Annotated in this window: 9 protein-coding genes; all 9 read right to left on the bottom strand. The window is 41.6% G+C overall.

From position 1 onward, the window contains the following. Positions 1 to 2616: a YbcC family protein gene (locus tag NYE49_RS01145; RefSeq protein WP_047181999.1), complete on the bottom strand. Its 2616-nt coding sequence runs from the start codon at positions 2614 to 2616 to the stop codon at positions 1 to 3. Between the two features lie 14 nt (positions 2617 to 2630). Further along, on the bottom strand, positions 2631 to 4148 hold the full coding sequence (locus NYE49_RS01140; protein WP_342410801.1) for an NADH dehydrogenase subunit 5: 1518 nt from the start codon (positions 4146 to 4148) through the stop codon (positions 2631 to 2633). Between the two features lie 1070 nt (positions 4149 to 5218). After that, entirely contained in the window at positions 5219 to 5842 is a 624-nt protein-coding gene (locus NYE49_RS01135; protein ID WP_080030625.1) for an undecaprenyl-diphosphatase, read from the bottom strand. A gap of 288 nt (positions 5843 to 6130) precedes the next feature. After that, positions 6131 to 7933, bottom strand: a complete 1803-nt coding sequence (glmS, locus tag NYE49_RS01130) for a glutamine--fructose-6-phosphate transaminase (isomerizing) (protein WP_015252962.1) — start codon at positions 7931 to 7933, stop codon at positions 6131 to 6133. Between the two features lie 433 nt (positions 7934 to 8366). Continuing rightward, positions 8367 to 9713 carry a phosphoglucosamine mutase gene (gene glmM / locus NYE49_RS01125; protein ID WP_014478651.1) on the bottom strand — a complete coding sequence of 449 codons (1347 nt, stop codon included), beginning with the start codon at positions 9711 to 9713 and terminating at the stop codon, positions 8367 to 8369. 18 nt (positions 9714 to 9731) lie between these two features. Next, a complete protein-coding gene (gene cdaR / locus NYE49_RS01120; RefSeq protein ID WP_047181997.1) occupies positions 9732 to 11186 on the bottom strand; it encodes a CdaA regulatory protein CdaR in 1455 nt (484 codons plus the stop codon). Next, positions 11179 to 12000 carry a diadenylate cyclase CdaA gene (gene cdaA, locus NYE49_RS01115; RefSeq protein WP_003223651.1) on the bottom strand — a complete coding sequence of 274 codons (822 nt, stop codon included), beginning with the start codon at positions 11998 to 12000 and terminating at the stop codon, positions 11179 to 11181. The genes cdaR and cdaA overlap by 8 nt, the downstream gene beginning before the upstream one ends. A 160-nt stretch (positions 12001 to 12160) precedes the next feature. Continuing rightward, a complete protein-coding gene (gene rsiW / locus NYE49_RS01110; protein ID WP_015252964.1) occupies positions 12161 to 12787 on the bottom strand; it encodes an anti-sigma-W factor RsiW in 627 nt (208 codons plus the stop codon). 13 nt (positions 12788 to 12800) lie between these two features. Beyond that, on the bottom strand, positions 12801 to 13364 hold the full coding sequence (gene sigW, locus NYE49_RS01105; protein WP_003223646.1) for an RNA polymerase sigma factor SigW: 564 nt from the start codon (positions 13362 to 13364) through the stop codon (positions 12801 to 12803). Between the last annotated feature and the right edge of the window lie 146 nt (positions 13365 to 13510).

Here is a 13510-nt window from a genome sequence, read left to right as displayed (position 1 = left end):
TTACCAGCTTTCCCAACATCCTTCTGGATCAAGACTAGCCAGTCGGACCCATCCATTTTGAACTTTTTGCAGAAATGCTGAATCATTATTTAATAACCGTTCTACATATTCTCTAGGTGCTTGGATGAGTATCAATAAACGAAGAGGAGAATGATAGGCCTCGTGATCTGATTCCATGACGGATTGCCAAGGCAGTCCGGCTAACAAATCGCTTGCATTCCCCTGCATAACGCCGAGACCTGCAGTAACGGTTTGAGTTGCTTTATTTCCGCTGCCGTAATAATGAGGTGCTACCGTTGATGCGTAATATTGTAAATTAATCCATTGGGCTACAGTTCCAGGTCCTGCAATAATATTTGCTAGGAGTTCACCGCTTTCATCCTGCTTCCAATCATAATTATGGAGAAAGGCTCTTCCTTCCAAATCACAATCCTGAGTTAGTTCACGTTTACCGATAATAAAAGCGGCATTACGAGCCAGTCCCCATTCCGGACGTATCTCACTCCAATCTTCCGCAAATCGGTTTGCCTCAGCCTTTGGATTTTTTAGCTTCGATTGGAAATTCGGTAATTGGGCCAGACGTTCTGCGTTTACATGATGTCTCACTTTCGGCATAACGGCTTCAATTTGTTCAAATGCTTCTTGTGCAGCTTCGGAAAGCTCTGGTACATAAAGCCAATGTAATTCATCTACTGTTGTATTATGTTCAGCTGCTGCAAAAACCGTATCCTCAGGAATTTTAATTCCTTCAGCTAAAAGAGCTTCTCGTACCTCTGATAGATTACATAAAGCAGCTAAAACTCTTGCATTGAATCCACCGGCCGCTCCACCGCAGGCACCACAATCAAGGGCTGCAGAATAAGGATTATTAGTGCTTTGACTGCCATGCCCGCAAATCACGACCAATGGTGCGATGTTTTCCGTTAATCCCATCATTTTTAATGCTTGGCGAGCATAGTTCACTTTTTCTTCATCAGTAAAACCCACAGGTATTTCTGCCTCTGTAGCATCATGATGAAGCGAGAGTTTTGTATCAGGTTTGCGTAACCAAGCCTCACGGAGATTACGAATGAAATGACCCGCCTTTCTTGGCACAAAGCTACGGGCTGCCATTTGCAGAGTAAGCCAAGGTCCGCTTAACTCAGGCAGTAGTAAGCTCGAGAGCGCATTCTGCTTCATCGTTTTAAAGGTATGGCTTAAAGAATGAATTGCTTGCTTCCGTTGATTGTATTTTTTGAATACATCCTCATCTGCGAACTCTTTTATTTTATTTTGCGGTTTTTGTATGATCGGCAAGGAAGCATGACTGTGTTTACTGCCAAGTTCACAAGTTGCAATCGGCACCCCGAAGAAACCAGCAATACCAATCGTTTCAAACGGGCCTTCTTTTTCTAGTTGACGACGAAAAGGTTCTGATCGTACATCGATGCAGAATGCTAATTGAGCTAATGCAGATTTTTTACGGCCGGTTTCACGTTGTTTCGAGATGATCTTCTGGCTTAATCGATCAGTGTACGTTTGTTCCCAAGCTTCTAACCAAAGTTTCTTGCGAAGTTTCTCATCAAAGCTGTAGGCAAATGATAAATATTCGTTTTGTTCAATGGCCGTCATCTGTGACCATTCTTCTAATGTAAGCCCACCCCAATGAATCCAAGCTGCTATAAGGGGAGCAATTGAAATTTTTTTCTTAGATCGTTCATTAGTCAAAGGTAAGTATGGCTTTATAAGAGCCCACTCCATGGATATTCGAACCGCTAAATATTCTGTTAGGAGTGCATGTTCGTGGCTCGATTGTTGAGAGCGCCAAAGCATCATCCCTGCCCATCCAGGTAATGAAAGTAAATGACCTTCAAGATAAGTCTGGATTTCTGACTCTGGGATTTCTAGTGCGAATAAAGCTTCCTGTAAAGCCAAATGTGCCTCTTTCGGCCAACCCTTTACCCTTTCTCGCTGCTTTTTGCTAAGTGCTGGATCATATTGAATGAGATGCTGCCAAGCATAATAGAAACCTTCCTCACGATTAGGCATTGTCCAGCCTGCTTGAGAGTCATCAAGATATAATTTACTCCACTTAATGACATGATGATCTAGTATATTGACTAGCCTTTCACCATCTTGATTCTCTATATGCGAACTTAGTGGTTGCATAAAAACATTCTCGATATGATCCAATCCACTACATTCATCTACTAATTTCTCCAGCTCATGTGATGATAAAAGGTCGGAAGGCAGGGGATCTAACTTTAATGCAGCATGACAAAATCGCTCTGCCACGTCCCGTGGGATGTGATAGGAATGTGAATCAAGCCAACGCTGCAGCCCCATTTCCAAAAAATCTTCATCAATCTCACCTTTATTCTTTGCTGAACGGATCATAGACGCACTAGGGTATATATCAACATCGCGAGTGTTTTTCAACCAACTTGCAACCTGATCAAAAGGTTGGTTTTCAAGTCCCATCCACGGATTACGTGCAGCAAATGTAGAAATAGGCCAAAGTGGCGCAATCACTCGGCTGGCAGATGTAATGAAAACGTTAAGATCCCTTTCTTGAACATCAATATCTGTATCTATCTTTTTTACATTATCTTTCGTTAATACGGATGTAATGCCCATCTCAGATTAGCTCCTTATGAAATATATTGTTTAAGGTAGTCTGGGTGACTCTCTACTGACTTTGGTTTTGCTTCACCTAATCGAACTAACCAAAGATAGAGTACCGCGAAAAAAACGGAAGAACGATGACGAGCAACCCACGTACCTAAAGCACTGCCAAATAGTAAGAGACATACGACAATCATGACAGCTGACATTGGAGGTTGAACACTTTGAAAAATGGTTGTATGCAGCCACTTATAGAAAAGGTTATGAATGATAAAATATACGAGGGCTGCTCCTCCTAAAACAGTTAAGCCGGCAATTCGGCCAATTCGGCCCTCTCCAAAAGCGACAAGCTGAGTCCAAGAAACGGACAATGACCACCCTAAGATCAGCGCACTAATGAATTGATACCCCTCTCCAGGAGCAGCGAGCCAAAAAGCAACGCCTATAACTAAGGATAAAATCCGACCAGCCATGACCCATATATAGGATGTTCTTTCATTAGTACGAGCCGATACTTCATGACGCCCTACTGCTGAACCAGCTTGTAGAAACAACGTAGCTTTGAATAAACCATGTAAAATAAGATGAATAATGGCTGCTATATAGGCGCCTAATGCACACTGAATGAGCATAAACCCCATTTGTCCAATCGTGGAGCCTACTAACTGGCGTTTATAATCAACCTGGACTAAACTAATTCCAGTTCCAATCAATACAGAAATGCCAGCAAGCAGAAGTAAGATAATCGAAGCGATACCACCATGAAATAGAGGTGAAAATCGAGTTAGTATTATTCCTCCAGCATTTACTAAACCTGCATGCATAATTGCAGAAACAGGGGTTGGAGCAACAATAGACTCAACCAACCATCTTTGGAATGGCCATTGAGCTGCAGTAATGATCACCGCCAGTACAATCAATAGCTGAATCCCTGTTCTCTCCCATTCTCCCAGCCCAGCTAAACTTTCATTTGTTACAACCAATGATAACTGCCATTGACCTGTGGCATGAAAAAGCCACATCATCGCAAAAAACAAAGAAAACCAACTTAACAAAAATAACCGGCCAGAAATTTTGGCTGCTTCACTAGCCACTTGCCAAGCACTGTTTAACCTAATAAGTAAGGTTAAACCAACAAGAGTTGCTCCCCAAAATATAACCATCAAGCGGAGATCACCACTTAACCATGTCATTGAAGCAGCTCCTGTTGTGAAAGTAAAAAGCATAAAATATTTTCGATAAGATCGATCCCCCATTAAGTAACGTACAGAAAAACGCTGAATGATGAATCCAATTGCAAGAACAAAAAAAGTCATTAAACAAGCTAAGGAATCTAAGTGCCAAGGGCCAACATTTCCACTCACACCACTATTGGCAAGAATCAGTAAGGAAACCAAAAGTGGTAAAGCCAAGATCCCAATATGAATGCGAACAAAACTCAAGGGTACTCGCGGATGTAAAAACAATAGTCCACTAATCCCAGAAGCCATAAGCATAATAAAAAATAATGTTAATAATGATGACAAACTCAGCGAAACTAACATTCTAAATTCTCCCTTTTTTAAAACTCATTATTGGTCAAAAGACCTTTCAATCAGATCATATTTGTTTATTATTTATTTCAATTTTTATTTATCTCTATTTTTTTCCAACAAAAAAGCCGACAACTTCAAAATTTCAATGATTATGTTAGATCATTGAATCCTGAAAATTGTCGGCTTCACTTCAACTAACTTCTGGGAAGTTTTTTGAAGAGCTACCTTATTATTGGTCATTTTACTTTATACAATATTTTAAGTTCATTCTAAAGGAATGAACTCACCGCTACACTTTAATATAGTGCTTGATTATAAATAAATCGACTTATGCTTCTCTTTCATTTAAATTAGGATACTTTTTCATCCTGTCAAGATTAGTTGAAAGAATGCTAAAGACCTAATAATGTAACAAATGAAAATAAACATCTGGTCGCGATTATTAAGATAAGTATAAGATATGCTAAATTTTAAACATTGTCAAGATGTTGGAATACAGAGAATGAAGTATCAAATCCTTCTTTCCCTTTAAATATACATCCTGAATCTTTATCCAAGGCTTATGATATCTATCACTTTAATTTTTTGTAGAAATACAAGAAGATTTTTATAATCATTTTTCTATTTTCTTGTTTAGTAAATAACTGGGTTCAATTAGGAACTATAAATAAATACTGGTTCCTACTTTATTTTCAACAGCCTTAACAACCAAGAAATTGAACTAGCTGTGTGGATATTGTTATAGCTGGAATTCCCCAATTTCTCCGTAGATGTCACTTTCCTTAAAAATACCTTCTTTAATATTTTCATATTCTTATGGCAATCCTAAATATCTGTAAAATTAAACATAGCCATCTTTAAAACAAAAAACCCCTTTGGCTAAAACTGTAGCTTTAAAATAAAGGTTGATCAAAAATAACACATGAACCTTCAGTTTACAGCAAATTTAAAGAATCCATAGAAAAAAAGATAGATCGAAATGGATTCTACAGCTTTGAATACAGATGGAATCTTTATAAAAGAGTTTATCATTTTAGGTTACGATTTTTTGAACATTAGCACCCGATTGTTGAATAAATCTAAAGGTTTTTTGACTTGTTTTCCTTTCTTTTGAAGCGATAAAGAAGTATGTTTTCACATTTTTCATAAATTTTCATGGTAGTTTGAGTAATATTTAGTTTAGGGAATGTTAAATATATAAAAGTTGAAACTGCTAGGCTTATTAATACTCCTGCTAAAACATCAAAAGGATAATGAACCCCAACCCATATACGGGAGACTCCCACAAGAACAGCTAACAATACCCATAAAATTGACCAGCCTCTCTTAAAGAGCCAGAATGAAATACAATATGAGAAGAATAAAATTGTATGGTCACTTGGAAAAGAATTGTCTTTTTCTTTATGTATCAGTTTATTAACCTCTCCCAATTCAACAAAAGGTTGATAATTCGAGTGAAATATCCCTGAAACCTTCCCTATCGTAAAGGCACAAATGAAAGCGATAGATGCACAAAAAATCATAATTCTATTATCCGTATCTCTTGTAAACCAAATAAAAAGGATACTTAGTGCAAGTAAAAAAACCATATATTCAGCAATAAAACTAAATACAGGATTCAAAAAGGGATGTTCTTTTCCTAAGTCATTAACTAGTCTAAACAGTGATATATTAACTTCTGAAATATCCAAACCCAACACCATCCAATCTCTTTTTAGAACATAATAAAAGAAAATTAGATGACCTGCCATCGAATAAAATTACATTATTTGAGATTAAAGTTACATTTTTGTAAGATTGGTGTCACATCTTTATGTAAAAAGGGAGCCCAAAATCAATTGGAATCCCCTTATAATTTTTAGTTACCCGCCTCTTTAGTTAAAATAGAAAAATACCCTTAGACATAAATTATCTAAGGGGAAAAACAACATTTTTATAAACGTCGTAACTTTATTTTAAAGCCGCAAAAATAACCAAAGGGGTTAACATTTTTACTCCACAGTAACACTTTTCGCAAGGTTACGCGGTTTATCAACATCACAGCCGCGATGCAGTGCAGCATAGTAAGCGATCAGCTGCAATGGAACAACAGATACCAACGGAGCAAGCGCTGGGTTTACTTCCGGCAGTACGAATCTGTCATCCGCATCGTCTAGGCCTTTCAGTGAGATGATGCATGTGTTTGCTCCGCGAGCGGCAACTTCTTTGACGTTTCCGCGGATGCTTAGGTTTACGTGCTCTTGAGTTGCCAGTGCGAATACTGGTGTTCCTTGTTCGATCAAGGCAATCGTTCCGTGCTTTAGCTCACCGCCGGCAAAACCTTCTGCCTGGATGTAAGAAATCTCTTTCAGCTTCAGTGCGCCTTCGACACATACGAAGTAGTCAAGGCCGCGTCCGATGAAGAAAGCGTTTCTGGATACAGTCAGGTATTCACGGGCGATCATTTCCATTTCGTCTTTCTGGTCGCATAGAGCTTCCATTGCGTTTGCAGCGATACCGAGTTCTTTGACGAGGTCAAATCCAATATCGATGCCGTTTTTGTCAGCAGCCACAGAAGCAAGAACCGCAAGAACTGCGATTTGTGCAGTGTATGCTTTCGTTGACGCAACAGCGATCTCAGGGCCTGCATGAAGCAGCAATGTATAGTCAGCTTCACGAGAGAGCGTTGATCCAGGTACGTTTGTGATTGTCAGGGCTTTGTGTCCGAGCGCTTTGACTTGAACGAGAACCGCGCGGCTATCTGCTGTTTCTCCGCTTTGAGAAAGGAAAATGAAGAGCGGTTTCTTAGACAGAAGCGGCATGTTGTAGGAGAATTCACTCGCTACATGCACTTCAACCGGCACGTTTGCCCACATTTCAATATATTGTTTACCGACAAGTCCTGCATGGTAGCTTGTTCCGCAGCCAATGATATAGATGCGGTCCGCTTCCGCTACAGCGGCAGCGATATCGCCAGGCACAGACAGCTTGCCGTTTTCATCTTGATACGTTTGGATGATTTTGCGCATAACAACAGGCTGCTCATCCGTTTCTTTCAACATGTAGTGAGGGTACGTGCCTTTTTCGATATCACTGGCATCAAGCTCAGCAATATAAGACGCACGTGTAATCACGTCACCATCAAGGTTTTTGATGACGACTTGATCATCAGTGACAATAACCATTTCTTTATCCATCAGCTCTACATATTCGTTGGTTACTTGAAGCATCGCCATCGCATCAGATGCTACGACGTTGAATGTATCTCCAAGACCTACTAATAGAGGGCTTTTGTTTTTCGCTACAAAAATCGTTTCTCTGTTGTCGTTATCGAATAAAGCAATTGCATAAGAGCCTTTTAACAGTGTAAGTGTTTTGCGGAACGCTTCTTCTGTCTCAAGTCCTCCATTGACGAATTGCTCGATTACTTGAACGACTACTTCTGTATCGGTGTCACTTTTGAGCTCTACATCTTGCAAATACTCTTGCTTCAGCTGAACATAGTTCTCGATCACGCCGTTATGGACAAGTGTAAAGCGACCCAGTGCGCTTTGATGCGGGTGAGCGTTCAGATAGCTTGGTTCGCCGTGTGTCGCCCAGCGAGTATGCCCAATTCCGGCTTTCGCTTCTACATTGGCATCCACAACTTCACGCAGATCTGCAATGCGTCCTTTTTCTTTGAACACATGGATTCCCTGTTCGTTGGCAACAGCAATACCAGCAGAGTCATAACCGCGATACTCAAGCTTTTCTAACCCTTTTAATAAAATTTCCTTCGCATCAAGCTGACCGATATAACCTACGATTCCACACATATTTTTCTTCCTCCTAAGATTGTAAAAGGAGACGAAGAAAGTCAAATTTCAAGGGGACTTTCAATCGTCCCCTCCTACATGTTTTTTGGAAGATCATGTGATTTCTCTTTGTTCAAGGAGTCACCCCCTTGGTTTGAAGAAATCCTTACGGCTGTGATCTGCACACTCAGCCGGGAGGCATCCGCCGAAAATTCGATAACCTCCATCCTCGTCAACTAAGCCTTTTTCCGGGCGCTTAGTTCGGGCGCTATAATTATAGGTGAAGCAATAATCCCGTCTTCTTTTCCTATTGAGAAAATAAGAACAAGACAAGCTTGATTTTACAACATGTGGCATAAACGGTCAATTGTTTTTTAAACAACTTTGCCGTATGTCTCACAATTATCTTATGTAAACCTCGCTTGTCATGTTCACTCTCTGATAATAGACTTCGTTACTCTAATCCCATTTCTGACCGGACGACTTCAACAATGCGATTGACATACTCATCGCACAGCTCTTTCGTCTTCGCTTCAGCCATGACACGGACGAGCGGTTCAGTTCCTGAAGGGCGCACCAAAATCCGGCCGTCGCCGTTCATTTCTTTTTCAACTTCAGAAATAACTGCCTTTACTTTTTCATTTTCTTCAACTTTATATTTATCAGTCACTCTCACATTGACTAACAGCTGCGGGAACTTCTGCATTTCAGCTGCAAGCTCTGACAGCGGCTTGCCTGTGGCTTTCAAAGTGTTCATCAGCATAATAGCAGACAATAATCCGTCCCCTGTCGTGTTGTAATCAAGGAAAATAAGATGTCCTGACTGCTCTCCGCCGACGTTGTAGCCGTCTTTTTTCATTGCTTCTACTACGTAGCGGTCGCCGACAGCTGTCTGTACGCTTTTGATGCCTTCTTTTTCGAGCGCCTTATAGAAGCCGAGGTTGCTCATCACGGTTGAAACCAAAGTATCATCCTTTAAACGGCCCTCTGATTTCAGGTGTTTTGAGCATATGTACATGATTTGGTCGCCGTCTACAATATTTCCTTTTTCATCGACAGCAATCAGGCGGTCGCCGTCACCGTCGAACGCAAGGCCGAGATCCGCGTTTTTCTCTTTGACAAACGCGCTGAGCGCTTCGGGATGAGTCGAACCGACGCCGTCATTAATGTTTAATCCGTTCGGGGAAGTCCCCATTGTAGAAACATCTGCATCTAAATCAGCAAACAGGTGTGTCGCCAAGGATGACGTTGCGCCATGGGCACAGTCCAATGCCACATGAATGCCTGTGAAATCTTCATCAGCTGTCTGTTTTAAGAATTGCAGATATTTTTGTCCGCCTTCAAAATAATCGTTTACAAGTCCAAGGTCTGCTCCGACAGGTCTTGGCAGCTTATCCTCAGGTTCGTCCATCAGGCGCTCAATTTCAGCCTCCTGTTCATCAGAAAGCTTAAATCCATCTCCCCCAAAGAATTTGATGCCGTTATCCTGCACTGGGTTATGAGAAGCGGAAATCATGACGCCCGCCTCTGCATCCATCGCTTTTGTCAAATAAGATACACCTGGTGTAGAAATGACACCCAGGCGCATGACTTCTGCGCCAATGGATAAAAGTCCGGCGACAAGGGCTCCCTCCAGCATATGGCCGGAGATGCGTGTATCGCGGCCTATCAGCACTTTTGGACGTTGTTTGTCTTTTGTCAGCACATAACCGCCGAAACGTCCGACTTTAAAGGCCAGCTCAGGTGTAAGCTCACTATTGGCGACACCTCTTACACCGTCTGTTCCAAAATACTTGCCCATTTTATAATCGCTCCTTTTTTATTCCGATGAGGATTGTGAATTCGCAGTGGATTCATCCTCATCCTGATCTTGGTTTTGATCTTTATTTTCGTCTTGGTTTTGATCGTTGCTGTTTTTATCAGTGTTCTTTGTATCTTCTTGCTGATTGTTCTTTTGATCATTTGTTTGTTTATCTGTGTCATCCTGATTCCCTGATGTATTGCTGCTGTTATCATTCGTTGATGTATTGCTTTTCTTAGACGTCAGCTTGATTTTGGCGTTTTTCCGCCCCAAGGACCAGGTTACATTCTGTGGCCCGTTCACTTCAAGCTTCACGCTATGCTCCCCGTCCTCTAAATCTGAAACATTCACATACAATTCAATATCTGATTTTTTCAGTTTTTTTATATTCGCGGGAGAGCCTTTAGCCGTTACATCTATCGCTTGTGATTCAGGATCAAGAAATTCAATGTTTTGTGAGCTGCTCAGCCCTACAGTCTTGATGGGGACATTCTCGAACTTCTGATCCGCTTCACTATCGACTTCTATATGCAAAGTCACCTTTGACGGTGAGATTTTTTTGACACCGTCAGGAAGCGGAATATCTGCCTCGATATCGGAATCCTTGTTAATTTTACTTAAATCTAAGCTGACGCCGTCAATAAATTCAAGAGAATCCAACACATCCTGTGAGCCGTAAACCGTTACCTCACTGGGGCTGGATTCAATATTCGCTATGCTGACACCGTCAGGAAGGCTTCCTGTCCGTTCAATTTTAAAGGGCACTTTTTTACTCGGGCTTGTCACCGGAACGGTAATCTTGATAACCGAGGGCTCCACGTCGACAGGAAGCGCGTTTCCGTCTTTATCATAGACAGTCACTTTCGCTTCCTTTTCAATCGTTTCATCTGCGTTTTCCAAATTCACTGAAGCTTTTACAAGAGAAATATTATCGATCACATTTTTCGATCCGGTAATCTGCACATTTTTCGGACTGACAATCGGCTGCTCCGGAGAATAGCCTTTTTTCATCTTGCTTTTGTTGTAGTACTCCACTTCTACGGGAAAACTTTTGGTCGTCCGTTCCTGAATGGTCACTGTCGTAACAGACGGATTAATTGAGATTGTCAGCCCATCCGACACGTTTTTGGCCTTAAGCTCAACCTTATGTGTGCCGGTTTTCAAATGTTCCATATCGGCATATATTTCAAAGTTTTTGGTCTGCCGAGCCTTTTTCACGGCGCTTGTCGAGCCTTTTATCGTGACATTAACCGTTTGCGGAACACCCGTCACGACGTAATTTTCATCATCATAATACGCTTTAACCGGAATATCAGTCAGAGTTGCTTCATCAGTTGTTGATGTCGGAAAGAAAGATTCACCCGGTTTTTTCGGAGTCGGTGCTTGGTTGCTGTTAACCGCCACATAAAGCAAGAGCGCGAAAAGCAGAGCAATGATTTTCACAGCCCAGCGGTTGTTTAAGAATTTATCCATTTTTCTTGCCCCTCCAATACCAGCGGTTAGAAGAAGTGTCTCTGGTGTTTTTCTTAAACTCGGCTTCAAGCATTTCTTTCAGCGCTTCTTCTGTAAGCTCTCTGTGAAGGTCGCCGTTCTTTGCCACACTGACGCCGCCGGTCTCTTCAGACACAATAATCGTCAAACTGTCTGTTACTTCACTGATACCGACAGCTGCTCTGTGCCGCGTGCCCAGTTCTTTTGAAATAAACGGGCTCTCAGAAAGCGGCAGATAACAGGCGGCCGCGGCAATTTCATTATTTTTCATAATCACCGCACCGTCGTGAAGCGGGGTGTTTGGGATAAAAATATTGATCAGCAGCTCAGAGCTGACTTTGGCATTCAGTGGTATGCCGGTTTCAATATAATCCCCCATTCCAGTATCCCGCTCAATGGTCAGCAGGGCGCCTATACGGCGTTTCGCCATATAATTGATCGCTTTTGTAATGGCCTCAATCGTTTTCTGCTGCGCTTCTTCAACAGGCGTGCCGCTCCTCGAAAAAAAGCGGCCGCGGCCTAGCTGTTCAAGCGCTCTTCTCAGCTCAGGCTGAAAAATAATAATAATTGCTAAAAATCCCCATGTTATCGCTTGGTCCATCAGCCATTGAAGTGTGCTGAGGCCCAAATATTGGCTGGCCATACGAACAAGCACGATGACTACAATTCCTTTTAACAGCTGAACCGCTTTCGTGCCGCGTATCACCATAATCAATTTATATATCACATACCAAACAAGGAGAATATCAACGGCATTGCCGAGGTACTGCAAAAAAGGGATATCCTCAAAAGCCATTTCCTCGTCCTCCAAGATTTCAGTCATTTCGTATTTTGTGTTTTACGGGTTACGCATATGTACTTTACATAGCGAGCCCATTATACCACATTTCGATTTAGCAAGTGAAATGTGCCAGCCCTCTCAGCCCGCAAAAAAAGAGCAAAGCGGCTAACGCGCTTTACTCTTCTCCGTTCGGACTGAATGCATCGAGTACACTTTTCCCCGCAGACTTCATCTTGTACCATGTCCAGTCGAATAATTGATTGATTTCTTCAATCTGACCGGTGACTTGTCCAGCAGAGGCCATATACTTTTCGCCGTTTACGACGGTTACATCCCCGTCTATTTTGCCTTTAATAATCAGCTTGCCGTTTTTGACAGTGACATCACCTTTGACCGTCTCACCTTCTGGCACGGTCACAGTATGGTTATGAACCACAAGATTCGGCTGCTTGGATACGCTGAAATTGTGGTCATTATGCCAGCTGTTAAAAAAACCTCCGCCCATCAAAATGATGAATACCGCAGCAGCTGCGATAACGGGATGGGTTCTGAACCATCTTTTTACAGAAGCTCTTTTCTTCTCCTTAGGCAATTTTGCCATGACATTAGCGGTAAAATCCGCGGGGGCTTCGACATGCGATGTGCTCCGTACGAGCGCTATGGATTTCTCCATCTCGTAAAAATGCTTTCTGCATTTCTCGCATGTCTCCAGATGTTCATTTAATACGTGTTCATCTTTTGGAAGGATATCTCCATCAAGATGCATATGCATAAGCTGCACAATTTGTTCAGGACAGCTCATTTCATCACCCCACTTAAAGATCCCTTAATTGTTTTCTAAGAGCCTCTCTGCCTCTGTGAATCCGCGTTTTCACAGTCCCCACAGGAATGTTTAGAATCTCCCCAATTTCAATTAATGAGAGTTCGTCAATATACTTTAATACGATGACTGTTCTGTATTTGTCAGGAAGCTTTAAAATTTTCTGCTGTATCGTGTTTGAGAGCTCCAGCGACACAACTGCATCTTCAGGCAAAACACCATCTGCGGCGATTTGAGAATACATGGTCAAGCCTTCCGTACCAGCCACCTCTGCATCGAGGTAATAATCCGGCTTCTTTTTGCGAATGCGGTCAATGGTCAAATTGGTCGCGATTCGATAAAGCCAAGTTGAAAATTTCCGGTTAATATCAAAACTGTCGATATTAACGTACGCTCTGATGAAAGCTTCCTGTGCAATATCCTCCGCCTCATGCACATTGCCAAGCATACGGTAGCAAAGCTGATAAATTTTATCTTTGTAAATATCTACGATGTCCGCAAATGCATCCTGGTCGCCTTTTTTGACTTGTTTAATTCTTTTTTTAATCATCATTTCCATATTTATCTAACCTCTGCCTTCACCGGTCTGTATGTATACGAGCTTCGTTTCAAAAGGTTTCAATTTTTTTATAAAATAAGTTTATCAAATTTTTGGCAGGGTGTAGATGGTAATTCGTGAATAAACTACCTTAACATATTTTTAAA

This window comes from Bacillus sp. FSL L8-0358 (genome assembly GCF_038593095.1).
GTDB classification, from domain to species: domain Bacteria; phylum Bacillota; class Bacilli; order Bacillales; family Bacillaceae; genus Bacillus; species Bacillus subtilis.
This window is presented reverse-complemented; position numbering and strand designations above follow the sequence as displayed.